A 24,406-nucleotide genomic window follows, 5' to 3' on the forward strand; every position below is an offset into this window, starting at 1 on the left:
ATCTAGTCGAGCTTGAAGTCGCTGTGCGGGACGGCCCGGGACCATACCGCCTCGAACGCCGCGGCGCACAGCCGCGCCGCGTCCGGAGCCGTGCTGATCTCTCCCGGCGCCGACGCGCCGCCCCCGGTGAAGTGGTTCCACCTGATCAGCCGGCTGTCGATGAGCCAGAAGTCGTTGCCCGGAAGCGCGATGTCCGATGCCTGGCGGCGGGGAAGCCACCGCACTTCTTCGCCAGCAGCAACGTTCACGACCGTGCCCGCGTGCTCGTACCGGATGTACTCGCTGACCGGCTCGGACACGATCCGGGCCCGGCGCACGACGACGCCGCGGGCGACGGTACGGCGGATGAGACTGGTCCATGGTGTCCAGTACGGTGAGTCAGGATCGGTGTCAACCTCCCCGGTTTCCCGCCAGCGGGCGACCGTACCGGCCTCGGAAGCGACGCCGTACACGTCGCGCATCTCCAGATGGACGGCCGACTCGCGGGCGCCGTCCAGCAGCTCAGCGAAGCTGGGCACGCTCTGCGACATCACACGCCTCCTTCAGGATCGACACCATGCGGACCGGCACCCGTACTACCTGCTCGTTGTCCGGGATACCGACAGCGTGCCCCGCCACCTCGAAGCGGGCGCACTCAGCCTCCGTCGACGCGTCAGGCTTCCACCCCTGAATGACAAGTTCGCCTCTGCTCTCGTCGACCCACACGGTCGGGCTCTCGCCTTGCCCAGTGTTCGGATCGATGCCGATGAACCGTAAAGACACGTGGACCTCCAACGTCCCCGGTGTACAAGGATGTTCACACCTTTCTCCGATGCAGGGCGCGAGTCAAGGGCACGAAAGACCAGTCGCAGGCGTCGAAATGACGCTGCGAACATTCGTGAACATCGCTCGCGGTGGTGCGCGGCCCGCTTCTACGGTCATCGGCATGGAGTCGGGAACCCGGCCGGCCGCGGCCGTCAACGCGGAAGAGTCACGCTGGTGTCACTGGCACGTGGGCTCGTCTGAAACGGCGGTACTGATCAAGTACGGGAAACGGTCGTCCGGGCCCCCGGTGGCGCTGTACGCGTGCAAGCCGTGCCGCGAACAACGGGGGCTCCGCCCGTACGGCGAGCAGTCGTGACCGGGCGACCGCTCCCGGACCCGGGGTCGCTGACGTGGGACCAGGCCAACGGCCGCGCCTGCGTCTAGTGCGGGCGGCTCCTGACCACCGGCACGGTCCGCGTCGGCGTCATCCCTGACCGGCTCGGTGTCCACATCCTCGACGCCGAGGTATTGACCGGGCCTTGCTGCGCCGACCTCGCGGGGCAGACCCCGTAGAACTCCCGCTCCGGGCCCGGTGGGGGCCGTCATGCACCGGAGCGGGTCCAGAACCCGGCGCCCACACGCTGCGAGTTCGCGTGAGGGCGCCGGTGGCAAATCCCGCCGTGACGGCGGGCGCAAGTGACCGAGGTCGACCGAATCAATCACCCGAGCAGAGAGGTGACGCGGTGATGCTCACCATGGACACGTGGCCGCCTGTGCCGAAGCCGGACGACGACCCGCCCACCCCGCCGCCCAACGAGTAGGGACATCCCCATGCTGCCGGATCACAGGAGCGTCACCAGTATCCGTCGCGAAATCGATCAGTCCGAGTGGGAGGCGGATCGTCGCTGGCCCCGTCGGACCTGTCCTGTGCACCGCCAAGCGGTGATCAATCTCGGCATGGCGACCCTCTGCCCGTACGCGAACCCGGCGACGGGGAAGTGCGGGCGAGCAGAGTAGGTCGCTGGTCGTCGCCGCGCGTGGGGCCCCGCAGGTTGCGCCTGCGGGGCCCTTTCGCGCGTTTTTGCAGCTCAGCCGGTAGGGGTTTTACAGGAGATGTACGACAACACCGGGTACACGTACACCTTCGGCAGCTACACCATCGGCGCGGGCAAGACCGTCAAGGTCCACACCGGCAAGGGCAAGAACGGCTCCGGCCACGTCTACTGGAACCGCGGCTCGTACGTCTGGAACAACACCGGCGACAAGGCGCGGCTGATCAAGCCGAACGGCAAGCTCCAGGACTCCTGCTCCTGGTCGAAGACCGGCAAGGGCGTCAAGAACTGCCACTGAGCCGGACGACCGCTGCCCGGGGCCGCCCCGCCGTCGCGCCGGCGGGGAATGCCCCGGGCGGCGGCGCGGTTGATCTGCGGCATGAGCCAGAATTCAGGTACCAGGGTCCTGCGCTACACCGCTTTCTCCGCCGATCCGGCGGGCGGCAATCCGGCGGGGGTGGTCCTGGACGCATCCGGCCTCGACGACGCGGCGATGCTCGCCCTCGCGGCCGAGCTGGGCTACAGCGAATCCGCCTTCCTCACGGGCGCGGAATCACCGGACGCGCGGCCGTCGGCCGCCCGGGGGTACACGATCCGCTACTTCAGCCCGAAGGCCGAGATCCCGTTCTGCGGCCATGCCACCGTCGCGACGGCCCTCGCACTGGCCGAGCGCGACGGCCCCGGAGATCTGGTGTTCCACACCGTCGCGGGGGCGGTCCCGGTCACCGTCGCCCAGGAGGGCACCGAACTCCGCGCCACGCTCACCAGCGTCGAGCCGTACATCACGGACATCGCGCCGGACGACCTGACGGAAGCGCTCGCCGCCCTGCGCTGGCCGGCCGCCGACCTCGACCCGGCCCTGCCGCCCCGGATCTCCTACGCGGGCGCCCGTCATCTGGTGCTGGCCGCCGCGACCCGGGAGCGTCTCGCCGACCTCGACTACGACTTCGCGCGCCTCGAAGCCCTGATGCACCGGCTCGACCTGGCCACCCTGCAACTGGTGTGGCGGGCATCGCCCACCGTCTTCCACGTCCGCGACCCGTTCCCGGTCGGCGGCGTGGTCGAGGACCCCGCCACGGGCGCTGCGGCGGCCGCGTTCGGCGCCTACGCCCGCACGCTGGGCCTCGTCCCGGACACCGCCACTCTGACGCTCCACCAGGGGGAGGACATGGGCCGCCCCGGCACGCTCACCGTGGAACTCCACGCGGGCGACGCCCGGGTCAGGGTCGGCGGAACGGGCACCCGCATCCCGGACTGACGACGCTCCACGAGCCACGACGCCACCGCCGTCCAGCCCCGGGCATCGGCCCACGGGCCCCGGCCACCACAGCCCGGAGTCCCGCCCCCGCCTCCGGGGCCCCTCCGGTCGTCGGACCCCCGCCCTCACCGTCCGGGGGCCGACCGCCGCACGGTTTCCAGGTGCCGCCGGTACCAGGGGGCATGCCGGGCGAACGCGGCCGTGAAGCCCTCTCCGGGCTCCCAGTCGAAGTCCCGGCCGACCCGCTCGTCGGTGAACCAGTGGTCCACGACGAGCATGCCGAGATGGTGCAGCGCGTACGGGACGTCGGCGAGCCGCTCCCGGGCCTCCGCCACGTCGATCCCCTCGGCCCCCCAGGGCAGCCGCAGTTCGTCCACGACCGTGGACAGCAGTCGTGAACAGCTCACCGGTTCAGGGTGGTTGACGTGATAGATCCCGGTCGGCCCGTTCGGGGACAGGGCCGCTCCCAGCAGCGCCCGCCCCAAGGCCCCCGCCTCGATCATCGAGTGCCGCGCCCCGCATCCGGCCGGAACGGCGGAGAGTCGCCCGAGCAGCGCGACCAGTCCGGGCACGGCCCACCGGTCCCCGGTCCCGTAGACGATGTGCGGGCGCACGACGACGCCGTCGGCCGCGAGGACGTGCCGCTCGGCGGCAGCACGGGTCAGACTGGTCGCGGACGCGGGGGCGGGCTCGGCGCCACCGGGCCGGAGCCGGGTGAACGGGCCCCGCCCGTAGACGGACGCCGTACTCAGCTGGACGACGCGGGGGACCCCGCAGCGGACGGCCTCGTCGACCAGAGCCCGAGTTCCTTCATCATTAACGGACCGGGCGGTCGGTTCGTCACCGCCGATCGCGGAGGCGCAGTGGATCACCGCGTCGACCCCCTCGCAGCTGCCGCGCAGCGTCTCCGGGGCGCCGAGATCCCCGTGCACCGTCTCCACCCCGGTCCCGGGCCCGGTGTCCGCGCCGATGGACGGGGCCAGAGCGGTCCGGTGGGTCATCAGCCGCAGCCGGAGGCCGGGAACCGCGCGTGCGGCGGCCACCACATGGCCTCCGATGAAGCCGGTGGCACCGGTGACGAGCACGCGAGCGGTCCCGGATCCGCGAGGTGTCACGACTGCCTGCCCCGGGGCACGGCGGCGCGGTACCGCGAGCCCTGGACGGGTGATTCGAGGGTGCAGGCGAAGGCCGCGCGGTCGTCCTGGGTCGCCGTGACGTGCACCCGGGTCACCGCCGCGTCGTCGACCGGGAGGCGCCGCGCCTCGATCCAGCAGGGGCGGTCGAGCTCCACGTACCGGAGGAAGTCGGTCCGCACCGACAGCGGGAGGAAGTCGTGGCCGGGAGTGGCGGCGACGGCCGCCTGACGGGCCGCCTCCAACAGCAGAATGCCCGGCACGTGATCGTTGGGCCGGGCGAACAGGGTGGGGTGCCCGGTGTCGAGCCGCAACCGCCAAGCGTTTCTCCGTGCCGCGGGCGCCAGGACGACATCGCGCTCGTCCACCCTGCCCACCTCGGCCGGGGAGACGGCGGGCAGCAGGGGTATCGGGGCGCCCACGACATGTCTGCGGTCGCCCCGCAGCTTGCCGTACGCCTTGGCGGACGTGCAGCTGATGCGCCCGCCGCCCCGGGCGAGGACGGTGCCCAGGCGATGCAGGAGCAGTTCGACGTGCATGGATCCGATGCTCTGGCGCAGACGCCTGACGCGGGAGCAGGTGACGTCCACGGTGATGTCCCAGGGCTCGTTCCCCAGCAGCAGCCTGCCGGGCTCGGAGACATACGACAGCTCCCACATCACGAACTGGTCCCCGTCCGGGACCCCGAACTCCGCGTGTCCCAGGAGCATCGTCGCCTGGCGCATGGTCTCCGCGATCAGCAGCGGGTCCTGGTGACGGCCCCCCACGGGTGCGAAGAACCGGTGGGCGCGCGGCCAGCGGGCCGATACCGAGAACTGGGTTCGGGTCTGCGGGGTCCAGCCGGTGGGGAAGATGTCCTGCGGGTCGTACCGGTGGACGAAACGCCCCAGCAGGCCCGCGTCCACCTGCCTGCGCCCGGGTGCCGCTCCGTCGGCGTCCGGCACTCCAGTGGTTTCGCGGGCCCCGACGCCCTCGGTGCGGACCGAGGCGCTGTGCGAGGTGAGCTGAACCATGAATCTTCCTCCCAGAGGATCCATACCGGGAGGGCCGACGGCCTCCGCAGTAAGATACTGACAGTCCGGTTTTCCTATCCAGCCACACTTGGTGCTGACCACGCCACGGCGGAGAGAGACTTGTAGCTGATGGCACAGCAGGCGCGCGCGATCCAGACTCGACGGTCGATCCTGGTGGCGGCCGCCGCCGTATTTGATGAACGCGGCTACAGCAGCGCCACCATCAGTGAGATCCTCGCCCGGGCCGGAGTCACCAAAGGCGCACTTTACTTCCACTTCTCCTCGAAGGAAGACCTGGCACTCGGGGTGATGGACGTGCAGCTGGACAGCAGTCCGCTGCCCCAGCTGACAAAGCTTCAGGAGCTCGTCGACCAGGGCATGTTGCTCGCCTACCGGCTCCGCCACGAGCCGCTGGTGCGCGCCAGCGTCGGGCTGGCCATGGACCAGGCGGTGGAGGGACTCGACCGGGGCACCCCGTTCCGCGCCTGGATAGACAGGCTGGAACACCTGCTGAACGCGGCGAAGGATCAGGGCGAACTGCTGCCGCACGTCGACCCGCGCGAGACCGCGGAAATGCTCGCCGGTTCCTTCTCCGGTATTCAAGTGATGTCCCAAGCCCTTTGCAAGCGGGAGGATTTGGGGCATCGAATTTCGGTACTTCTGCACTTCGTACTGCCGAGCATTTCGACACCGGCGGTACTGACCACGCTCGACATGGCCGAGGACCGCGGCGAGCGGCTTTCCGAGGCCCTCGAAGCGGTGCCCAGCCAGGCCGGCGCGGCCGATTGAGGGACGCCCCCCGTCCGGGCCGCTACGACCCGGCCGACGCGACCGGACCGCCCGGCCCATGGCGTGAAATTCCGTACACCACGGGGGCGATGTCGGCCTGTTCGGTGGCACACGGGGCGCCGGAGGGCAAGACTGGAGAGGCTGACCGACCGACCGGTCCGTTATCCGGACCGGTCCACACCGCCCGTCCGCACCCGCCCGCCGATCCGACGGTCCGACGCCGCCGATCCGCCGGTTTGCCGATCCGACGCTCCGTCGTTCCCTCGGCTCCGCGGGAAGGTGCGGATCCCGAGACGGGCCCCCGACGGGCCCGGGACAGGAGACGCCGATGTCCATCCGCCGGATCGTCCCCAACATCCGGACGACCGCGGTCGCCCCGGGGCCCGCGATGGAGCGGAACGCCGAGTTCTACGGCCGGTTGGGCCTCCAGGAGGTCATGAACCACGGCTGGATCATGACACTCGCCTCCCCCGCCCACCCGTCGGCCCAGATCAGCATCGTGGCGGCCGACGCGACCGCGCCGGTCACACCGGATCTGAGCGTGGAGGTGGACGACGTGGACGCGGCGTACACGGCCATGAAGGAGAACGGCGCGGAGATCGTGTACCCGTTGCGCGACGAGGACTGGGGCGTACGCCGCTTCTTCGTCCGCGACCCCAACGGCCGTGTGGTCAACGTGCTGGGCCACCGCTGAGCGGGGGCCGGGCCACCGGGGCGCCGTCGTACGGGAGGATCCGCCGCAGCAGTCCCTTGGGGTGACCGCGCTCGCGCCATTCCCTCGGGTATCCGATGGACACCTCCTCGAAGCGGACCCCGTCGTACCAGGTCGTGCGCGGGATGTGCAGATGGCCGTAGACCACGGCCGCGACGTTGAACCGCCGGTGCCAGTCGGCGGTGAGCTCGGTGCCGCACCACTGCGCGAACTCGGGGTACTTCAGTACGTTCATGGGATCCCGCACCAGCGGCCAGTGACCGGCGATGACCAGCGGGATCGCCGGATCGTGCGCGGCGAGCCGCCGTTCCGTCTCCGCCACCCGGGCCCGGCACCAGTCGTCCCGGCCCGGGTACGGGTCGGGATGGAGCAGGTACTCGTCGGTGCACACCACGCCGGTCTCGTGCGCGTACGCCAACGACTCCGCCTTGGTCGAGGTCCCCGGCGCCCGGAAGCTGTAGTCGTACAGCAGGAACACGGGCGCCACGGCCACCGGCCCCCCGGGGCCCGGCCACAGCGGGTAGGGGGCCTGCGGCGTCGACACCCCGATGCTCCGGCACACCTCGACCAGGTGCTCGTACCGCTCCCGCCCCCGCAACTGGAGCGGGTCGCGGTTGACCGTCCACAGTTCGTGGTTGCCGGGGGTCCACAGCACCCGGGAGAACCGTCCCGCGAGCAGCCGCAGCGCCCACTCCACGTCCTCGGCGCGTTCCGCGACATCACCGGCGACGATCAGCCAGTCCTCGTCCGATGCCGGCCGCAGGGACTCGGTGAGGGGGCGGTTGTCCGCGATCCCGATGTGCAGGTCGCTCACCGCGAACAGGGAACCGCGGCTTCCGGAGGCGTGATCGGACACGTGCGAACCTTTCCCGAGGAGTCAGCTCGACACGATCGTGCCTCACGACCGGCTCTCCGCCCAGCAGTTCCCGCGGGCCGGCCCGCCCGGAGCCGTCCCCCGGACCCGCCGCGGGGCACCCGGGCGGACCGGGCCCCGGGGGCCGGTGCCCCTTCAGGGACCGGCCCTGCGGCGCACGGCCGTCCGGCCCGGCCGCGTACGGTCATCCGGCCGGGTGCGTCCGGGCGGACCAGCGCAGACCGTGCCCGAATCCGAAGAGGGCGTCGGCGGTGTCGAAGGGGACGTCCTCACGCGCCGCGGCGACCGCCTTCCCCGAGCGGGGCAGGTCGAAGGGGAGGCGGCCGCTCACGGTCGCCCGACCGCTCACGGCGTCGAGGAGGACGTCGTCGTCGACGCCGAACGTGCCGATCAGGGTCACGGCGGGGAGGGCGTCGATCGGGGTGAGCACGGCCGCGCGTTCGAGGAAGACGTCGACGACCGTGGGAACGGCCGCCGCGACGCGTTCGACGTGCCGGACGGTCTCCTCCGGGAATTCGAGACCGCCGGAGTGGAACGCCGCTTCGAGCGTGTCCTCGGGGTGGACGTCGAAGGGTGCGGCCAGCCGCAGGATCGCGAGGTCGGCCTCCTCCACGCCGTCGACCGGGACCGCGTACCGGGCCAGGACGTCACGGTCGATCCCCTCGGCGTAGACGCGCACGTCCGGGCCGAGGCGGACGGGGCGGCCGGTCAGCGCGACGACGGATGCCGCCTGCGCCCGGCGGGCGAGCGCCAGGTTCCCGGCGTGGGCGACGTGCTGCCCGACGGCTGCCGGTCCGACGGCACCGGCCGCCGGGTCGTCGAGCAGGCCGAGCCGCTCCTTGTCCCGCAGCACGCGCCGGACGGAGACGTCGAGGCGCTCCTCGGTGACGAGCCCGCGGTCCAACGCGGCCAGGACGAGCGCCGGATCGTCCTCCCCGCCGAGCTGGTCGACGCCGGCGTCGAAGAGCCGACCGACACGTTCGACCGGAGGCAGGTCCAGAAGCCCCCAGGCGCGTACCGGGAGTTCGACGCCGAGCCGGGGCAGCCGCATGCCGGTCACGATGTTGAAGTCGGTCACGACCACCCCGTCGAAGCCGAGCCGGCCGCGCAGGAGGTCGGTGATGACGCTCCGCTGGAAGGCGAAGCCCACCTCGTCGAAGTCGAGGCCGAGCGGGGCGGCGTAGGCGGGCATCATCATCGCGACACCCTCCTCGATCGCGGCGGCGAACGGCAGGAGGTGGTCCTCGAAGCGTCCGCCGGGGTAGACGGTGTGCGCCCCGCGTGCGAAGTGGGAGTCCTCGCCACCCTGTTGCGGGCCGCCGCCCGGGAAGTGCTTGGCCGTCGCGAGCACCCGCTGGTGGGCGCCGCCGCTCTGCAGGCCCCGGACGAAGGCGCGCATCATCGTGGCCGCGTGGTCCGGGTCCTCGCCGAAGGTGCCCGCCACGCGCGCCCAGCGCGGTTCGGTGGCGAGGTCGGCCATGGGATGCACCGCTATGTGGACGCCGGCCGCGCGCAGTTCGCGCGCCATCATCCGGGCGACCTCCTCGACGAGGTCCGCGTCCCAGGTGGCGGCGAGGCCGATCGGCTCCGTCAGCACGCTGAACCCCGCGCCGCTCTGACCGACCTGGCCGTTGCGCCCGCGGCCGTGCGTCGGGTCCGAACCGATGGTGACCGGGATGCCGAGCCGCGTCCCGGCGGTCATCGCCCGGATCTCCTCGCCCCAGCGTGCCAGCGCCTCCACGCTCGGAATGTTCATCAGCCCCAGGTGCCCGACATGGCGTTCGAGGAGGAGTTCGGTGGTCGGGGTGAAGCCGAACGGCGACTCGGTGCCGGTGCCCTCCCAGAGGGTGCCGTCCGGGTTCATCGTGACCCGCGCGGCGAGCAGCGCCCCCGCCTTCTCCTCCACGGTCATGGCGGCGACGAGCCGCTCCACGCGAGGTGACGGAACGGCCGGTGCGATGGTGTCGATCGTGTGCATGCGATCACGCTAGGGCGCGCCGTTCGGCGATCCCAGACAAAAGACTTAGTCTTCACTAAGTATTACCTAGTCGTCGCTAAGTGTTTACCTGTGGGTCCACGCGGGCTTCCTACGCTCACGGCGGATGCTCGTCCGAGCCCTCCCCTCCGCGGAACGCACAGCGACCGAAGGATCCCCCCCGTGACTCCCCGCCCCCCTGAACCGCCGACGCCCATCCCGATGTCGCGCGTCTATCTGCTCGCCCTGATCGAACTCGCCGCGCTCGGGCCGATCGCCACGGCACTCACCGCGTCGCTCTCCCTGAAGGTCCTGGAGATCGCGCCGGGGACGAAGGAGTCCTCGCTCGCGCTGGTGACCATGGTCGGCGCGCTCGCCGCGCTGGTCTCGAACCCGGTCTGGGGCCACTTCTCCGACCGCACCCGGTCCCGTTTCGGGCGCCGTCGCCCGTGGATCGTCGGCGGCACGCTCCTGGGCGCGGTGAGCGCGGTGCTGATGCTGCTGGCTCCCGGCGTCGGCTGGCTCGCCGCGGCCTGGGCGCTCGGACAGCTCGGCTACAACGCCGTTACGGCGGCGCTCAACGCGATGCTCGCCGACCAGGTTCCGGAGGAGCAACGGTCGAAGGCATCGGGTGTGTTCGGCGCCTTCGGATTCCTCGGCATCGTCCCGGCGATGCTGATCGCGGCCCTGTTCGCCGGCGATCTGGCCGTGATCACGCTGTCGATGCCGCTGCTGTCGGTCGTGATCGCGGTTGTCGTGTGCGCGGTCGTCCCCGACCCGCCCGTACCCGCCGCGCAGGAATCGGGGCGGGGCCTCGGGGACGTGTTCCGGGCGTTCGTGTTCAACCCGCTCCGGGCGCCCGCGTATTCGCTCGCCTGGATCCAGCGGTGCGTGATGCAGTTCGGGTACACGATCGTGGGTACCTTCGGCCTCTTCTACCTGATCGAACGGCTCGGGATGGGGCAGGACGACGCCGTCTCGCTCACCTCGATCGCCACGATCGCGGGGGCCGCGTTCAACACCGTGGCCGCGTTCGTGTGCGGCTACCTGGCGTCCCGCCGGGGGAACTACGGCCCGTTCGTCCTCATGGCGGTCACGGGCATGGCCCTGTCCCTGCTCATGAAGGCCTTCACGGGAGATCTGGCGGTCTTCTGGGCGAGCACCGTCATCGCCGGCTTCGCGCTGGGCGTGTACTACTCCATCGACCTCGCGCTCGTCCTGCGGACGCTCCCGGCGGGCGAGGAGGGCAAGTACCTCGGCATCTTCAACCTGGCCAAGACGATCCCGCAGTCCGTCGCGCCCGCGCTGGCCCCGGTCGTCCTCTCGTGGGGCGGCCCGGATCCCGTGTCCGGGCACGCGCAGAACTACGCGTCGCTGTATCTGGTGGCCGCGATCGCCGTCGTGCTCTCCCTGGCCACCCTGCCGGGCCTCCGCCCGGTCCTCCGCCGCGACCCGGTGGTCGCGGCGCCCCACCGTGCCGTACCCGTGAACGCCGAGGACGTGCCCCTGTGACCGAGCCCCACACACGAATCGAGCAGACCATGCGGAGCAAGCAGACCGAGCAGACCGCACAGCCGGCCGAGCGGACGACCGGACCGGCCGGGCGAGCCGTGCGCGTCGTACGGGCCGACCCGGCCGGGCAGCAGCCGGTCCGCGAGCCGGAGGGGCTGGTCAACTTCCGTGACCTCGGCGGTCTCCGGGCCGCGACCGCGACGATCCGGCCGGGCGTGCTCTGCCGCTCCGCCGGTCTCGCCTCGCTGACCGAGGCCGGGCTCGCGACGCTCCGGGACGGTGCCGTCGCCGTGGTGGTCGACCTGCGCTCGGAACAGGAGGCCGTGGCCGCCCCGGCGACGGCGCATCCCGTCACCGTCCGGCTTCCCCTGCTGGACGGCGACGCCCTCGCCATGGCCCGGGTCCCGACGCTGGGCGAGGTCTACGCGAACCTCCTCGAAACCGCCGGTCGCGCCTTCGCCCACGTCGCCCGCGTCGTCGCGGAGACGACGGACGGCGCCGTCCTGGTGCACTGCACGGCGGGCAAGGACCGCACCGGGCTGGCCGTGGCCCTCCTGCTGGAGGCGGTGGGCGTGGACCGGGAGACGGTCGTCGCCGACTACGCGCTCAGCGAGGACCGGCTGCGCGGCGCCTGGGCGGAGCGGATGACCGCCTCGGTACGCGCCATGGGTGTCGAGGTCACTCCCGGGCTCGAAACGCTGATCACCCGGAGCCCCGCCCCCGTCATGGCGGAGACCCTCGACCGCCTGGACTCCGGTTACGGGGGTGCGGCCCGGTACCTGACCGCCCACGGCCTCGACGCGGACACGCTCGCGCGACTGCGCGGCCGGCTGCTGTCGCCCGGGACGGCCTGAGGGCCGCCCCGCAGACCGTGTCCTCGAACCGGCGTCGCTGTGCGGTGCCGGTTCGACGGCACGTCCGGGCTCTGTCGTCGAACCACCGCCTGCCGTGCGACGCCTGGCACGCACGGCCCGGCCGAACGACGGCTTCGGGGGCGGGCCCTAACGGCCGGCCGGGACGGCGGCGATGCGCCGGTAGAGGGAGTCCACGGCGGCCGTGAACGTCCTGACGTAGTCGACGCGTTCCGGAAGGGTGACCCACTGGTCCCGGATGCCCTCGTTCAGGGCCAGCATCTCCAGGACGATCTGCTCGGGCTCGCTCTCCGCGAGCAACTCACCGGATTCGACCCCGCGTCGCACGACGGGGACGAACACGTCCAGCGCCCGTTCGAGGTTCTCCCGGTAGCGCCCCTCGATGGGATGGCCCTCGATGCTCGCCGCGCCGGTCAGCATCCGGCGGAAGCGGACCAGGTCCGGGTCCCCGGCGGCGCGCCGGACGGAGGCGACCAGCGCGTCGAACAGTTCGCGGACGCTCTCGAACTCGCGGGTGTGGAGGGTCCGGTAGACGTCCTCGCGCAGATCGACGACGGCGACGAAGAGATCCCGTTTGCGCGGGAAATGATGCAGCACCCCGGCGTCCGTGACACCGGCCTCGCGGGCGATGTCGGCGATCCGCGCGCGTTCGTACCCCTTGCGACCGAACTCGCGCGTCGCGGCCGCGAGGATCGCCGTACGACGGGTGTCTCCGCGCACGATCCGCTTGTCGTCGACCACGACAGTTCCTCCGTCGTCCCCGCGTGCCATGCTCCGATCATAGGCGCCGACGGCCCCCGTCCGGCCCGGCGGTCCCGGTCCCGACGGGCACGGCGGCGCCCGTGCGCTCGCACGACGTGGTGCGCCCACAAGTCCCGGGCGTGGACGGAAAGGTGGAGAGCGGCAGACGAGTCGGGCTGTACGCCGGGGAGTGTCACCGCAGCGCTACCACCTGCACAAACGTGAAGGGCGACCGCCTCTGTGGCTACTTTGGTGGCTACTTACGCGTCCGGCTTGGCTCTGCTCACGTTGCGACGTCCGCCGGGCGCAACCCCAGACATCGCCCGGACTCCCCAGAGTAGGGGACGGAAGGGTAGTCGCGCAGGCACCTCGACCTCACTCGCGAGCGTCCAACATGCGGACAACTCCTGTGACTTGCGCCACGTGCACGCAATTTCTCGGCATCGTGGGCGCGCATTCCCGCGCCCCGAGCTGCGCCACGCGATAATCCAACTCGGATGAGCTATCGCTTGATCTCGGATTGCATGACCGAACGTTGACGGATTGGTTTCGATTCATGCCCCGGCAGGCGCCGACGGCGCCAGTCCGGAGCGCGCTCGGCGGCGGGCACCCCGCCCCAACTTGGAGGTTGCGGTCGGCCTCGGAGAAGGGAGGCCGACCTTTTCGAAGCCAAGTCCCGCATCACCCCTGGAGCCACCGTGTCGCCGATCCAGCCGTTGCCCGCGTCGTACGAGGAGATCCGAGACCGCGTCGGCGCAGCCGTCCGCCGCCTGCTCGCCGCCGAGGACGGCACCTGGGCGTGCGTCGAGGCGACCTACCCGGACCGCGTCATCGTCTCCGTCCACCAGGACGGCGCTGATCCGGTCAACTACGCCGTGCCGTACGACAAGCTCGCGCCCGGAGATATCCCTTGGCACACCACAGATCGTCGAACTGACCACCGTCGTCATCCCCGACCAGGGGCCGGCACGCGAGGCGGACAGCAGTGAGACCATGGACAGCCGCGTCGTCCGGCCAACCATGCGCGCCCTCGCCGACGCCACCGCCCGCATTCAGGCCGCCGACGACACCGAACAGCTTGAGCCCGTGCGCGCCACCGTCGGCGAACTCCTCGCGGCGCTCTCCTCCAAGGGCCTCGACATCGGCGCCGACGAAGAGGACGACCAGGGCCAGCCGGCAGCCGCGTCGTCCCCGATGGCAGGCAGCGGCATCGACCTGTGGGACGACGACCCGTACGACGAGCCCCACGACCCCGCGCCCTCCGACAACGCGGGCGACGAACCTGACGACGACGCGGAGGACGCGGACACCGTCCGACTCGACGCCAACGAGGTGAAGGCCCAACTGGCCGCGATCCAGGGGTAACCTCCCGCGACTCAGCCTTACTGCTCCCGCAGGTCACCCCCGCGCCCACCATCTCGCCATCCAGAACAAAACAGCAGGTCAGAGCCCGTATGCTGCCTTCCCTAGACAGGTGGGGAACGGCAGCGCGCGACGTTAACCACCCCCGCTCTCTCAAATGCCCCGCGTTGTCGGGTCGTCCCGGTGCTGGCCGGGCGAGCGACGCATGTCAACCGCACCCAGCACGTGGAGAGAGCGCACCGTGAGCACCCCCGTCATTTCGGAGAACAAGGGTCTGGTCAGGAGCCTCAAGTCCCAGCTCGCCGAGAAGTCCGCCGAAGCCGAACGGATCTCGCAGACCTTCAAGGTCGAGGACAACGGCGGCTTCGTCGTCAGTACAGAGCAGGCCGCCGCCTTCAAGAAGGTGTCTGCCGAAGCGATGGAGCTCAAGCAACTCATTGCTGACGCCGAGGGCATGAGCCAGGTCAAGCAGTACCTCGCCGAACCCGACTCCGTACCCGCCGCAGGCCAGCACTACGGGCAGAAGCCGCAGGGCCCCATGGAGGGCAAGAGCCTCGGTGACCTGTTCGTCGAGTCCGACGCGCACAAGAACGCCGCCCAGGCCGGGTTCCGAGACCGCCCGTACGTCCGCGCCGAAATGGAAGGGAAGTCCATCTTCTCCCTGTCGGCGGGCACGGTCACGCACCAGACCCTCGGCTCTGCGCAGAACCTCGGGATCGCGGAGCGCGAGTACAGGAAGTTCCACATCCGCGACCTGTTCCCGAAGTCCTCGACGAAGCAGGCCGTGCTCTACGGCGCCCGCGAGACCGGCTGGACCAACAGCGCCAAGCAGGTGAAGGAACGTTACGCCGCCGACGGCACCAGCCCGGCGACCGGCGCGGACACCGACACGTGGGGCCGTGCGCCCCGCTCGAAGCTCTCGCTCGTCCCGGTAATGTACCCGGTGAGCGAGATCGCCCATCTACTCGACGCACACAAGAACATCCTCAGCGGCGAGCCGCGCCTGAAGACCTTCATCAACTCGCGCGTGATCGAAGGGGTCAAGTACCAGGAAGACTGGGACCTCTTGCACTCCGTGGGCGATGACCAGTCCCTCACCGGCATCTTCAACACCCCCGGTGTGCAGCAGTACCAGGGGCTTAACACCGACCAGTACAGCGTCCAGATCCGGCGCAGCATCACCAAGGCACTGCTCGCCGAGTACGACCCGATCGGCATCGTCCTGTCGCTGACGATGTGGGAGCACGTCGAGGTCAAGGAGGACAAGACCGGCGCGTTCCGCGTCGCCCTGCAGATCGCTGTCGGCGCGACCAAGCGCGTGTGGCACCTGGACGTCGTCGAGACGACCGCGATGGCCGATGAGAACTTCCTCGTCGGCGCGTTCGGCCTCGGTGCACAGCTCCACGACCGCGAGTCCGTCTCCGTAACCATCAGCTCGGAGAACGCCGACAACTTCGAGAAGGGCTTGATCACGTTCCGAGCGGACGAGCGGGTCGCCCTCGAAATGCCACGCCCGGAGAGCTTTGTGATCGGCACCTGGACCCAGCCCCACCCGCTGATCCCGACGAGGGGAGGTACCGCCCAACATCCGGGCGGCACCTCCCCTCACCCCCTTACTGCACGACTGGACACGGAGGAACGGTGACGAACAAGGAACTCGTCGGCCTCGCGGCCGATTTGGACGCGCTGACCCAGGCGCCGGCCGTCCGCAAGGGCCCGCCGTGCAGTGTCGGGTCCGTCCTGACGTCGGTCGACGAGGAGACCACTGAGGTACTGCGCCGCATCCTCGACACCCGCACCGTCTCCTCCACCGCCATCGCCGAAGTGCTCAGCCAGCACGGCCAGGCGGTCACCTCCTACACCGTGGCACGCCATCGCCGCCGCGGCGAAGCCAACGGATGCCGGTGCCCGCGATGAGCCTGACCAACACCCGGAGGCTCTGCTCCAGCCCGCCCCTGCCGATCAGTCGCAGCCCAGCGAGGTCCTGCGCACCCTCGTCCCAGCACCTCGCGGCTGGGAGGCCGGAGTCCGCTACGAGCCGGGCGGCACGATGGTGGTCACCGCCCCGGCCGCCGAACAGCCGCCGAGCGGCGAAGAGGAGTGGCGTGCCCGCGTCGAAGAACTTGGACTCGCCATCCCCGAAGGCTGGAGAGTGCGCCTCGTCGAGGCACGCCACGATCCGGCCGCCTGGCACCGCGACGCCCAGGGCGAGGACGCGGTCACCCGGCCAGTCTGGCGCTGCCGCTACGCCGTGGAGCCCGCCGCCCCGGCCTGGCTCTCCACAGGCGACGTCGACGCCCTGGTCCGCGACGCGCTGCGCCGCCGCCGCAAGCCCCGCTCCACCACCGGCGCCGCCGAGCGCGCGCTGATCGTCGTGTACGCGGATGCACAGGCTGGCAAGGTCGGCAGAGACGGCGGAACCTCGGAGCTGATTGGGTGCGTTGCTGAGCGGTTCGACCGACTCGACGACCACATAAGGGACTTGAAGGCGATCGGCCAGGGCCCGACGGCCGCGTACTGGATGGATGCCGGGGACTGCGTCGAGAACTACGAGAACACCGCGTCGCAGGCGTACAGCAATGATCTGAGCATGACCGAGATGATCCGCGTCCACCGCCAGATCACCTTTGAGGGCCTGGACCGTCTCGCCGGGCGATTTGACCGCGTCGTTGCCGCGACGTGTGGCTCGAACCACGGCCGGGTCCGTCGCGGCCGGGAGGCAGTCGGCCCGCCTAACGACGACTGGGGCATTGAGGTGATGTCGCAGATCGCGGATGCGTACGCCCGCAACGAGGATGCCTACGGTCACGTGTCCTTCGTCTTGCCAGAGAAGTGGCGGGAGACCGTGAGTCTCGACGTCGCCGGGACCACCGTGGGGTTGCCCCATGGCCACCAGTCCCCGCCCTGAGAAGGCCGGGGACTGGTGGAGAGCGCAGAGCTTCGGCCCTCAGGCCATCGCGGACGCGGCCATCTTGATCACGGGCCATTACCACCACTTCCGAGCCCAGCAGCTCGGAAACGGTCGCCTGCACATCCAGGCTCCCACCCTCGACAACGGATCGGACTGGTACACGGTCCGTTCCGGCGAAGTCTCCTCTGCCGGTCTGCTCGTGCTCAGCATCGGCCCGGACGGTTGGGATCACCTTCGGCTTCTCTAGCGGCTCGTCCACCACGCTGCACGGGTTCCGATAGCTGTGCTGGTGAGCGCGATCAACCACGCGGGCACACGCTGAATCGTCACATGCAGTCCGCCCCATCGCAGTTCGAATTGGGGTTGGCGCGTGGTGCTCTTGGTCTTTGAAGTCAGCGCTGCGGCGATCGTGGCCGCCCGACGCTGCCCCCTCCCCACTTGAGGACGCGACGCAAGCACCTGCCGCCGCTCACAGTGCGCGGCATGACGACCAAGAACACCACCGCCAAGAGCACAGCGCCGGAGGCCCCGGCCGAAGACGTCACGACCGTCAACGTCACCGCGGCGATGAACACGCGGATGGAGACCGTCACGCTGTCGCACCACCTGAACATCGAAGGGCGCAGCTACCAGCCGGGCGCCAAGATTCGTGTGCCGGCCGACTACGCCCGTCGCCTTCGCCTCTCGGGCTACGTCGCACGCACCTAATGGCCCCGACGTACGCACTCGCCGGCGCCGACCCGGTGTCGGCGCTGCTCTCCCACTTGCAGAAGCACCCGCGCGTGGCCGAGGCCCTGGGCGGCCCCAACCGCGTGTCCGGGATCTCCGAGGCTCCGTGGCCGCATTTGCGCGTGACACACGGCCCCGGCGGGGATCTGCGCACCCTGACCTGGGCCACGGAGCCCGAGGTGTCGCTGGAGGTGTACGGCGATCCGGGCGGCTGGCCGGGGCAAGCCGAGCTGCGGCGTATCATCCTCGCCTGCGCGGCCGCGGCCATGGAACTGCCTGACGCCGCGCACACGCCCGGCCAGCCTGTCATCAACGGTGTACGCCCGTCCGGCTCGATCTTGTGGTCCCCGCTCGTGGATGGGCAGCCGCGTTGGCTCCTCGGCTTGCTGATCACGCTGCACCCGTAGTATCCACAGGCCGCAACCTCAGCAGATCTCCGCCGGTAGAGTGGCTTCGCTGCTCAGAGTAGCGGCCAGGTAATAATGGGACGCGATTCATCACAGAGCGACCTGACGTGCTAGACGGCGGATGGGAACATGGAGCGAGTGGAAACAGTGGCCGAGCGAGAGGCCGCAGCCATGGATGAGGGCGGCCCCTCGGATCACATGCCCCTGCCGCCAGGTCGCGCGTCTGTTGAGAACGGCAAGTTGAAGGACACGCCGGCGAATCGCGCCCTACATCCCCAGGTGACACCGCAGGCCCACTTCACGGACTCAGCACTCGTGGATCGTGCTTATTATTCAGACCAGAAAGCCATCGTGCTCCGCGATGACGTCCGCACTGGGCTACGTAAGTTGATCGATGCGGGGATCAAAGTCGACTGCATTGTTACTTCGCCGCCCTACTACGGGCAGCGTGATTACGGATACGATGGTCAACTTGGCCTCGAAGAGCGCCCGCAACAGTTCATCGATAATCTGGTGGAGGTGTTCCAGCTTTGTTGGGAGGTTCTCAGCGATACTGGTTCGCTGTGGATTAACATCGGTGACACCTACTGGAGCGGCAAGGGCGCGCATAAGAGCGGTGAAGCCAAGCAGGGTGCGCGACGATTTGGTATCAGGCCCCAAGACCGGCCCGGAGACGGCAAGTGGGCGCGCCCGAAGCAGTTGCTTCTGATCCCCCATCGGCTTGCTATCGCTTTGCAAGATGCCGGCTGGCTCGTCCGCAACGACAATGTCTGGGTGAAGCCCAATCCCGTTCCAGACCAGGTACGTGATCGCTGCTCGATCTCACATGAGTACGTGTTCCATCTCACGAAAAGCCGCTGGTACTACTTCGATCGCCTTCCTGTAGGGCGAAAGCAAGAGAAGACGGGGCGCGTTCTGCCACCGCTCGACACGTGGGATGCGCGAACTGCCTCTGGCAACGGAGGAAAGCACCGTGCAGCATTCTCTGATGATCTTGTGCGAATCCCAATCTTGGCGACGACGCCTCCTCAGGGAATCGTGCTGGATCCATTCAATGGGTCGGGAACGTCCATGTTGTTTGCCAGGTCGAACGGATTCCGCTCAATTGGAATTGACCTCAGTGAGGATTACTGCGAACACGTTGCTGATGAGCTCAAGAAGCTAGACAGTCAACTCGACTTGGAGTCGTGAGGTGCCGATTTACCTGTCGAAGACCGATCTCAAAGAAGCTGTTCGTCGCCTAGGGGAGTCATCGGCGGCGGCTCGGCTCGGTGACTTCCTGGTCTTCAAGAGGGCTCTCGAGATCAGGAAGGTGGAGGTGCAGGGGCAAGGCTCGGCAACCCAGCCCACCGACGTCGTCACAGGCACCAAGTCGCACCACTTCGTGCAGGCGATCGAGCAACTTACCTTGTGTCACCCAGATCTGGGCGCACGAGGTGAGGCCGAAAACCCATACTTCGTTCCCTTCGGAGCCACGCGTGAGAAGAATCGTGGCTACCGTTCCCACAAGTATCCATCGAATGGATCATCTGACACGGTTAGTCGCTGGCAGTCTCAAAGTGCCACGCCGCCGCTGAAGCTGGTGCCCGGGACCAGTCCAAAGGCCTTCAGGTTCGAAGAGCGCAGCAAACAGGAACTGGAGTCATTCTTCATTGTTAAGGGTGCGCAGGGTCATTTCTCCGGAGAGCGACCGCGGATACTTGACACTGCCATGTGGTGGTTCCGATTTACTGATCTCGAGGAGAGATTTCAGCACGAGCCGACCGAGGAGGAGCTGGTTAATGCAGCTATTGTCGACCTCGGGCTAAATGATGTCGAACTCGATGCCCTATTTACTGTGAGAAATGAGAATTTGCTCGATTTGGCGTCTCAAGTCGAATCGACGACCGCTGAGGAGTCCTTGTGACGCACGCTTTCGCCGATACGCTCGCCGATCCAGCGGAATACCTCCCAGCGGCCCCTCAGCCTCGAGCTTCGACACCACTTTCCACTCCAACGTCGACGACTTCTGCAGCGCCGCCTGCAAACCTTGCAGAGCAGATAGAACATGTCGCGCAGTACGTAGCCACCCGGGGCTTCGTGTTCGACCCCTGGCAAATTGCCGCTTTCATTACGGCCGTGCGTACCAAGCCGTTTGTGATTCTGGCCGGCATCTCGGGAACCGGAAAGACCAAGCTACCTAGGCTTGTGGCTGAGGCGACTGGAGCTAAATGTATCACCGTCCCTGTCCGCCCAGACTGGACTGACAGCAGCGATCTGATCGGCTTTGAGCGACTCGACGGTTCGTTTCACCCCGGAGAACTGTTGCGTATTGCTCGCCAGGCGCAGGAGCATCCCGAGCAACAGTTCTTCTTCGTATTGGACGAGATGAACATTGCGCGGGTTGAATATTATCTGGCTGAAGTGCTCAGTCACTTGGAGAACCGTAGCCCGGACTCTGACGGCCGAGTTATGTCCGACCCCCTGGCCCCCCAGCTGATTGATTCAGCTGCGAATGAATGGGCGCAGGTGCGGCTGCCAGATAATCTGTGCCTTGTTGGCTCTGTCAACATGGATGAGACGACGTATGGCTTCTCCAAGAAAGTTCTTGACCGCGCTTTCGTGATTGAGTTCTCGCAAGTCGACCTGTCTGCCGTGAAGCCGACGAATGAGCAATCTGCACAATCAGCCCAATGGGAAAGTTCTCACTGGAAGGCTCGTGCGCTCTCGCTAAGCAGTCATCCTGACTGTGATACTGAAGCGGTTGCCTCCATCATCGAAACCCTGACAGAGGTCAATGGGATTCTGGAGCAAGGCCAGCTTCAATTCGGCTATCGGGTGCGCGATGAAATCACCATGTTCTGCCTCGCAGCGAAGGATTGTGCAGACCTGTTTGCAACGTCCGACTCAGGGACGGTCGATCCGCTTGATCTCGCTATCGCGATGAAGGTGCTTCCACGAGTACAGGGTGGAGGAGCGACCATCCGGAACATACTCGACGGCCTCCACGTTTGGGCATCTCCATCTTCGGAAGAGGAAGCTCATGGAGTGCCCTCGGGCAACGATTCTCAGTACCCATTCTGCGCTGACCGACTGGAGCTCATGCTGCGACGTTTGCAGGAAACAGGCTTCACTAACTTCTGGCTGTAGCACATGGTAAGCGGACGCTTGCTTCAAGTCGTTACGCCATTCGCGACCGTGGAGATCCATGGGCCGCGACGGGCACGCTGGGCTCTCTCGACTCCGTCGGACGTTGAGCCACGACTCGAGGTTGAGGCATCGACTGGCTCAGCTGGCGTGCAGGTGGTGGGACGTTCTAGCTCTGCCTCGGGTATCACTGGGGGAGAGTTCCCACATTTCTTCGAGGAAACTACTTACCGGATAAGAGTTAAGTCCCGTATTCCGGGAAGATCTCCAGTGCTGGTCCACCGCGATCCGCTGCTACTTAATTCCATCGACTCCTATCCAGAGGACTTGATGTGCGCCGGGTCAGTGAATTTTGGTCGGCAGGTTGGTTTGTGCACCCTGGAGGTGGGCGTCGGTCACGAAACATTGCGGCTGACAATCGAGGTTTTCCCTGCCAAGATTGACTACGCTACCGATTACCAGGACCTGCTCTCTGACGTAGCGGCTACGTCTCGGGCACTTGCGTTGGAGTATCTGCGAGCCACATACCAGACGGGTGAAGCTCGTGACGTTCGAGACGCGACCAGTCTCGATTGGCTAACGCTGTTGCGCAATGAGGTCAGCCTGCTGGTTCGATCAATCCGGTACGTTAATGAGCACCCGCACAGAGCGCTGAGTCGCGAGATTGACTATGTACGTGCCGACCGTATCAAGCGCGCAGATGCGACCATCCGCAAGGCGATCATTCGAGGCCGTGGGCAGGGTCCTTGGACTGAGCTGCCAGGCGCTGGCCGCATCCGAAGCGTTCTGCCAGCATCCCGCAGCCGCGAGACCTTGGATACCGCTGAACACCGGTGGCTTCGTCTGCAGCTCGCTCTGATCCGCGATCGACTGTCAGACATCCATGCCACTGTGTCCGCGGAGCTGAAACGGTCCCGGACAGGCGGAGGCGCCGCGCCAGCAAGGCTGGTGGCTGAGGAAAGGGAGGTTGCCAGCTTCTCCCGGAGTATCTCGGAGCTGCTGGCACTTCCGCTGTTCGACAGCATAACGGAGCCTCCTCCATCAGGCTTCGCTTCGCTCACGCTGCTGAGTGGTATCGGATACGGCGAAGCTCATCGTGTGATCATGGTCTTGAGGCTTGGGCTGTCGATCCATGGCGAATCCTTTGACCTATCAGTCATGGATGTTCATGGCCTGTACGAAACTTGGTGCTACCTCGAAGTTCTGAGGATTGTTTTGGCGAAGACGGGCGGATCTGCCGGCCTTTCGACCTTGTTGAGAGTGGAAGAGAGTGGCATTCGGGTACGCCTGGCTCAGGGGCGACGCACGACGGTTACATGTAAATCACCCACTGTGACACTCGATGTTTCTTACAACGATCACTACCGAGGGCTAACAGGGCAACAGAAACCGGATATCGTTCTTAAGTTTCGGCATGATGGCTGGCCAGATCTGATCGTCTTGCTTGATGCAAAGTATCGGCTGGATGCTTCAGACGGCTACCAGCATCAATTCGGCTGCCCGGGTCCTCCAATTGATGCCATTAACGCCCTTCATCGTTATAGGGATGCGATCGTGGTTGGTCAGGGGGAAAGTAAAGCTCGTCCCGTTGTGAAGGGGGCGGCACTATTTCCTCTGCCCAGCGCTGCGTCTTCAGAATTTCCTAACTCGAAACTTCGTGAGGCACTCGAATCGCTTGGAATTGGCGCACTTCCTTTCTTGCCAGGAAACGTACAACACGTTGAGGATTGGCTGGATGGGCTACTGTCACTCGCACCGGAAGACCTTGCTGTGCCCGGTCCTCCGTTTGCAGGCCTGACTGAGAGACGTAGTCGAGGTTTGGACTGATCACGCTCGGAGAAGTTTTGAGCAGGCGGAAATCCGTTTGCGAGTCAGTGACGAGGGGTTCGCTTGCCGTGACGGGGATGCGACAACTGTAACTACTAACCTAAGGGCTGTCCCGTAATTCCTGGTGGGTCAGCGCGCGGCGTCGGATGCGGTGCGTCGCGAGGCGGAGGGGCGCCCGCATACTGGATGTATTCGGGCGTTCCGACAACGCGGCGAGGTGCCGCAGCTGTCGTCGTGCGCCCGCCAGGGATTACGGGACAGCTCTTAAGTACGCCGATTATCTAGATATTTCATCCAGGAAGCTTCGCTCAGGTCGTGGTCCAAGTACCGGATCCTGAGCGTTTGGATAGCGGTTCTTTGGTATTTTGACGTCGCCGTTATCGCCATTTGAGAGACTAGCTGATCCAGACTTGCCACCTTCAGAAGGTCTGGCCTGTTGAGTGCTTCTCGATAGAGCTCCACCGTTTTAGGTGCCGATTGGTCGCTAGGATGATGGAGAATGAGGATACTAGGAAGCTCCCCTCTTTTGTGAGTGGCGGTCCAAAGGCTAGCAGCTAGGGCGTGGCATCGAAGCAATTGGTTGACTGGTCGAGATTGAGTTCTCCGATCGCTTAGATTCCACAGTCCAGTTTCATTTGCTAGTGCTTGATATTTTGGGTTCTCGCAAACCTTCAAATGGCGACTGTTGAAGCGATCAGAATACTTGACTTCGAGAGCAAGGCCAAGCGGTCCACTTTCGGTTTCAAGATGAATCCACGCATCCAGTCTCGTCATGTCTCCTAGGTGAAGGCTGCGCCTCTGAGGGGCGAACTCGATATCCGTCTTGGTAATCCGCTTGACATTCATGTCGAGAAGGCCGCTTAGGGAGCGCGCGGCCCAGTCGGGGTCCTCCTTTAGGGGAGCTAGGAGATTAATGGTCAACGCTTGACTAGATGTCAGATATCTTGTGCAACGGATAGGGTCAACTCCCCAGCCCTCGCGCCTGCGTGCCTGGTAGAGGTCTACTGCGGACGGCGTCGTAAAGTTCTTCCCGGCCGCAGCATCTTCGGGATGCAAAATGCTACCCATTGACCGACTTCCGGAATGGGGCTCAGTACTTCCGTATCTTGGGAGTTTGAGTATGTGTTGGCGGTACCATGATTGATGGAATCTGATCCGTGCTCGGATTCCCGATTCTCCTGAAGCTTGCGGGCCGATGGCCTCGATATCGGAAGGATGCGTCGTCAGGGTTGCTGCAGTGTCGGTCATTATGGGTACTCCGATGTAGTGGGGCGCATCCCGTGCCCTCGAATCCTATCGGATTACATAAGGTAATTTGAGCCCTGGTGGAATATATCTGAGTTTACAGTAACTTCCGCGATACCAGAAG

At 67.0% G+C, this 24,406-nt stretch carries 25 protein-coding genes and 1 pseudogene; 18 read left to right on the forward strand and 8 right to left on the reverse strand.

What is annotated here, in order from left to right; all coding sequences use genetic code 11:
* Positions 1 to 2 precede the first annotated feature (2 nt).
* Both AB0E67_RS08200 and AB0E67_RS08205 read right to left on the reverse strand, forming a co-directional pair.
* Complete coding sequence (locus AB0E67_RS08200; protein WP_362022549.1) at positions 3 to 530, reverse strand: DUF6879 family protein; 528 nt, start codon at positions 528 to 530, stop codon at positions 3 to 5.
* Positions 502 to 762 (reverse strand): hypothetical protein, encoded by a 261-nt coding sequence (locus AB0E67_RS08205; RefSeq protein WP_362023572.1) that lies wholly within the window; start codon positions 760 to 762, stop codon positions 502 to 504. Before AB0E67_RS08205 ends, AB0E67_RS08200 begins: the two co-directional genes overlap by 29 nt.
* A gap of 1,092 nt (positions 763 to 1,854) precedes the next feature.
* On the opposite strand from AB0E67_RS08205, the pseudogene AB0E67_RS08210 reads away from it, so the two are divergent.
* A pseudogene (locus AB0E67_RS08210) lies at positions 1,855 to 2,094 on the forward strand (lamin tail domain-containing protein); the annotation flags it as partial.
* 81 nt (positions 2,095 to 2,175) lie between these two features.
* On the forward strand, positions 2,176 to 3,054 hold the full coding sequence (locus AB0E67_RS08215; RefSeq protein ID WP_362022551.1) for a PhzF family phenazine biosynthesis isomerase: 879 nt from the start codon (positions 2,176 to 2,178) through the stop codon (positions 3,052 to 3,054).
* A gap of 125 nt (positions 3,055 to 3,179) precedes the next feature.
* Here the strand turns inward: AB0E67_RS08215 and AB0E67_RS08220 are convergent, their stop codons facing one another.
* Entirely contained in the window at positions 3,180 to 4,139 is a 960-nt protein-coding gene (locus AB0E67_RS08220; RefSeq protein ID WP_362022554.1) for an NAD-dependent epimerase/dehydratase family protein, read from the reverse strand.
* A 26-nt stretch (positions 4,140 to 4,165) separates the two neighbouring features.
* Complete coding sequence (locus AB0E67_RS08225; RefSeq protein ID WP_362022557.1) at positions 4,166 to 5,200, reverse strand: ScbA/BarX family gamma-butyrolactone biosynthesis protein; 1,035 nt, start codon at positions 5,198 to 5,200, stop codon at positions 4,166 to 4,168.
* A 129-nt stretch (positions 5,201 to 5,329) separates the two neighbouring features.
* Here AB0E67_RS08225 and AB0E67_RS08230 point away from each other — a divergent pair, with 129 nt between their 5' ends.
* Together AB0E67_RS08230 and AB0E67_RS08235 are read left to right on the forward strand one after the other, a co-directional pair.
* Positions 5,330 to 5,989 (forward strand): ScbR family autoregulator-binding transcription factor, encoded by a 660-nt coding sequence (locus tag AB0E67_RS08230; RefSeq protein WP_362022560.1) that lies wholly within the window; start codon positions 5,330 to 5,332, stop codon positions 5,987 to 5,989.
* 328 nt (positions 5,990 to 6,317) lie between these two features.
* The gene (locus tag AB0E67_RS08235; RefSeq protein ID WP_351628652.1) at positions 6,318 to 6,683 is read left to right on the forward strand and encodes a VOC family protein; all 366 of its coding nucleotides are present in this window, start codon (positions 6,318 to 6,320) and stop codon (positions 6,681 to 6,683) included.
* Here AB0E67_RS08235 and AB0E67_RS08240 read toward each other — a convergent pair.
* Together AB0E67_RS08240 and AB0E67_RS08245 are read right to left on the reverse strand one after the other, a co-directional pair.
* Positions 6,661 to 7,557, reverse strand: a complete 897-nt coding sequence (locus AB0E67_RS08240; RefSeq protein ID WP_362022564.1) for a metallophosphoesterase — start codon at positions 7,555 to 7,557, stop codon at positions 6,661 to 6,663. The two genes, AB0E67_RS08235 and AB0E67_RS08240, sit on opposite strands and share 23 nt — an antisense overlap.
* Positions 7,558 to 7,759: 202 nt before the next feature.
* On the reverse strand, positions 7,760 to 9,553 hold the full coding sequence (locus AB0E67_RS08245) for a glycoside hydrolase family 3 N-terminal domain-containing protein (RefSeq protein ID WP_362022567.1): 1,794 nt from the start codon (positions 9,551 to 9,553) through the stop codon (positions 7,760 to 7,762).
* A 180-nt stretch (positions 9,554 to 9,733) separates the two neighbouring features.
* On the opposite strand from AB0E67_RS08245, the gene AB0E67_RS08250 reads away from it, so the two are divergent.
* Both AB0E67_RS08250 and AB0E67_RS08255 read left to right on the forward strand, forming a co-directional pair.
* Complete coding sequence (locus tag AB0E67_RS08250) at positions 9,734 to 11,062, forward strand: MFS transporter (RefSeq protein WP_362022570.1); 1,329 nt, start codon at positions 9,734 to 9,736, stop codon at positions 11,060 to 11,062.
* Complete coding sequence (locus tag AB0E67_RS08255) at positions 11,059 to 11,916, forward strand: tyrosine-protein phosphatase (protein ID WP_362022573.1); 858 nt, start codon at positions 11,059 to 11,061, stop codon at positions 11,914 to 11,916. Before AB0E67_RS08250 ends, AB0E67_RS08255 begins: the two co-directional genes overlap by 4 nt.
* Positions 11,917 to 12,063: 147 nt before the next feature.
* Here AB0E67_RS08255 and AB0E67_RS08260 read toward each other — a convergent pair whose 3' ends face one another.
* On the reverse strand, positions 12,064 to 12,705 hold the full coding sequence (locus AB0E67_RS08260) for a helix-turn-helix domain-containing protein (protein WP_362022576.1): 642 nt from the start codon (positions 12,703 to 12,705) through the stop codon (positions 12,064 to 12,066).
* Positions 12,706 to 13,373: 668 nt separating this feature from the next.
* Here AB0E67_RS08260 and AB0E67_RS08265 point away from each other — a divergent pair.
* The 12 genes from AB0E67_RS08265 to AB0E67_RS08320 all read left to right on the forward strand — a co-directional run bounded on the left by AB0E67_RS08265 (position 13,374) and on the right by AB0E67_RS08320 (position 23,037).
* Positions 13,374 to 13,664 carry a hypothetical protein gene (locus tag AB0E67_RS08265; protein ID WP_362022578.1) on the forward strand — a complete coding sequence of 97 codons (291 nt, stop codon included), beginning with the start codon at positions 13,374 to 13,376 and terminating at the stop codon, positions 13,662 to 13,664.
* A gap of 4 nt (positions 13,665 to 13,668) precedes the next feature.
* Positions 13,669 to 14,040, forward strand: a complete 372-nt coding sequence (locus AB0E67_RS08270; protein WP_362022581.1) for a hypothetical protein — start codon at positions 13,669 to 13,671, stop codon at positions 14,038 to 14,040.
* Between the two features lie 238 nt (positions 14,041 to 14,278).
* Complete coding sequence (locus tag AB0E67_RS08275; RefSeq protein ID WP_362022584.1) at positions 14,279 to 15,682, forward strand: phage major capsid protein; 1,404 nt, start codon at positions 14,279 to 14,281, stop codon at positions 15,680 to 15,682.
* Positions 15,679 to 15,954 (forward strand): hypothetical protein, encoded by a 276-nt coding sequence (locus AB0E67_RS08280; RefSeq protein ID WP_362022587.1) that lies wholly within the window; start codon positions 15,679 to 15,681, stop codon positions 15,952 to 15,954. The genes AB0E67_RS08275 and AB0E67_RS08280 overlap by 4 nt, the downstream gene beginning before the upstream one ends.
* 133 nt (positions 15,955 to 16,087) lie before the next feature.
* Positions 16,088 to 16,945 (forward strand): hypothetical protein, encoded by an 858-nt coding sequence (locus AB0E67_RS08285; RefSeq protein WP_362022589.1) that lies wholly within the window; start codon positions 16,088 to 16,090, stop codon positions 16,943 to 16,945.
* Positions 16,923 to 17,195 (forward strand): hypothetical protein, encoded by a 273-nt coding sequence (locus AB0E67_RS08290; protein WP_362022592.1) that lies wholly within the window; start codon positions 16,923 to 16,925, stop codon positions 17,193 to 17,195. The genes AB0E67_RS08285 and AB0E67_RS08290 overlap by 23 nt, the downstream gene beginning before the upstream one ends.
* Positions 17,196 to 17,431: 236 nt before the next feature.
* Positions 17,432 to 17,656 (forward strand): hypothetical protein, encoded by a 225-nt coding sequence (locus AB0E67_RS08295; protein WP_362022595.1) that lies wholly within the window; start codon positions 17,432 to 17,434, stop codon positions 17,654 to 17,656.
* Between the two features lie 74 nt (positions 17,657 to 17,730).
* The gene (locus AB0E67_RS08300; RefSeq protein ID WP_362022598.1) at positions 17,731 to 18,084 is read left to right on the forward strand and encodes a hypothetical protein; all 354 of its coding nucleotides are present in this window, start codon (positions 17,731 to 17,733) and stop codon (positions 18,082 to 18,084) included.
* Between the two features lie 129 nt (positions 18,085 to 18,213).
* On the forward strand, positions 18,214 to 19,275 hold the full coding sequence (locus AB0E67_RS08305; protein WP_362022601.1) for a site-specific DNA-methyltransferase: 1,062 nt from the start codon (positions 18,214 to 18,216) through the stop codon (positions 19,273 to 19,275).
* Between the two features lies 1 nt (position 19,276).
* Entirely contained in the window at positions 19,277 to 19,990 is a 714-nt protein-coding gene (locus AB0E67_RS08310) for a hypothetical protein (protein ID WP_362022604.1), read from the forward strand.
* Positions 19,987 to 21,213: an AAA family ATPase gene (locus AB0E67_RS08315; RefSeq protein WP_362022607.1), complete on the forward strand. Its 1,227-nt coding sequence runs from the start codon at positions 19,987 to 19,989 to the stop codon at positions 21,211 to 21,213. The genes AB0E67_RS08310 and AB0E67_RS08315 overlap by 4 nt, the downstream gene beginning before the upstream one ends.
* Before the next feature lie 267 nt (positions 21,214 to 21,480).
* Complete coding sequence (locus AB0E67_RS08320; protein ID WP_362022609.1) at positions 21,481 to 23,037, forward strand: DUF2357 domain-containing protein; 1,557 nt, start codon at positions 21,481 to 21,483, stop codon at positions 23,035 to 23,037.
* Positions 23,038 to 23,301: 264 nt separating this feature from the next.
* Here the strand turns inward: AB0E67_RS08320 and AB0E67_RS08325 are convergent, their stop codons facing one another.
* A complete protein-coding gene (locus AB0E67_RS08325; protein ID WP_362022612.1) occupies positions 23,302 to 24,285 on the reverse strand; it encodes a hypothetical protein in 984 nt (327 codons plus the stop codon).
* Positions 24,286 to 24,406: the final 121 nt, after the last annotated feature.

It is taken from the genome of Streptomyces sp. NPDC032161, assembly GCF_040636995.1.
Classification (GTDB): domain Bacteria; phylum Actinomycetota; class Actinomycetes; order Streptomycetales; family Streptomycetaceae; genus Streptomyces.

What these genes read in the sequence shown, in the direction of transcription:
- AB0E67_RS08200 (WP_362022549.1), bottom strand. Translation starts at nt 530, where the DNA reads ATGTCGCAGAGCGTGCCCAGCTTCGCTGAGCTGCTGGACGGCGCCCGC.
- AB0E67_RS08295 (WP_362022595.1), top strand. Translation starts at nt 17,432, where the DNA reads ATGACGACCAAGAACACCACCGCCAAGAGCACAGCGCCGGAGGCCCCG.
- AB0E67_RS08235 (WP_351628652.1), top strand. Translation starts at nt 6,318, where the DNA reads ATGTCCATCCGCCGGATCGTCCCCAACATCCGGACGACCGCGGTCGCC.
- AB0E67_RS08215 (WP_362022551.1), top strand. Translation starts at nt 2,176, where the DNA reads ATGAGCCAGAATTCAGGTACCAGGGTCCTGCGCTACACCGCTTTCTCC.
- AB0E67_RS08230 (WP_362022560.1), top strand. Translation starts at nt 5,330, where the DNA reads ATGGCACAGCAGGCGCGCGCGATCCAGACTCGACGGTCGATCCTGGTG.
- AB0E67_RS08260 (WP_362022576.1), bottom strand. Translation starts at nt 12,705, where the DNA reads ATGGCACGCGGGGACGACGGAGGAACTGTCGTGGTCGACGACAAGCGG.
- AB0E67_RS08290 (WP_362022592.1), top strand. Translation starts at nt 16,923, where the DNA reads ATGGCCACCAGTCCCCGCCCTGAGAAGGCCGGGGACTGGTGGAGAGCG.
- AB0E67_RS08270 (WP_362022581.1), top strand. Translation starts at nt 13,669, where the DNA reads ATGGACAGCCGCGTCGTCCGGCCAACCATGCGCGCCCTCGCCGACGCC.
- AB0E67_RS08225 (WP_362022557.1), bottom strand. Translation starts at nt 5,200, where the DNA reads ATGGTTCAGCTCACCTCGCACAGCGCCTCGGTCCGCACCGAGGGCGTC.
- AB0E67_RS08285 (WP_362022589.1), top strand. Translation starts at nt 16,088, where the DNA reads ATGGTGGTCACCGCCCCGGCCGCCGAACAGCCGCCGAGCGGCGAAGAG.
- AB0E67_RS08245 (WP_362022567.1), bottom strand. Translation starts at nt 9,553, where the DNA reads ATGCACACGATCGACACCATCGCACCGGCCGTTCCGTCACCTCGCGTG.
- AB0E67_RS08305 (WP_362022601.1), top strand. Translation starts at nt 18,214, where the DNA reads ATGGAGCGAGTGGAAACAGTGGCCGAGCGAGAGGCCGCAGCCATGGAT.
- AB0E67_RS08325 (WP_362022612.1), bottom strand. Translation starts at nt 24,285, where the DNA reads ATGACCGACACTGCAGCAACCCTGACGACGCATCCTTCCGATATCGAG.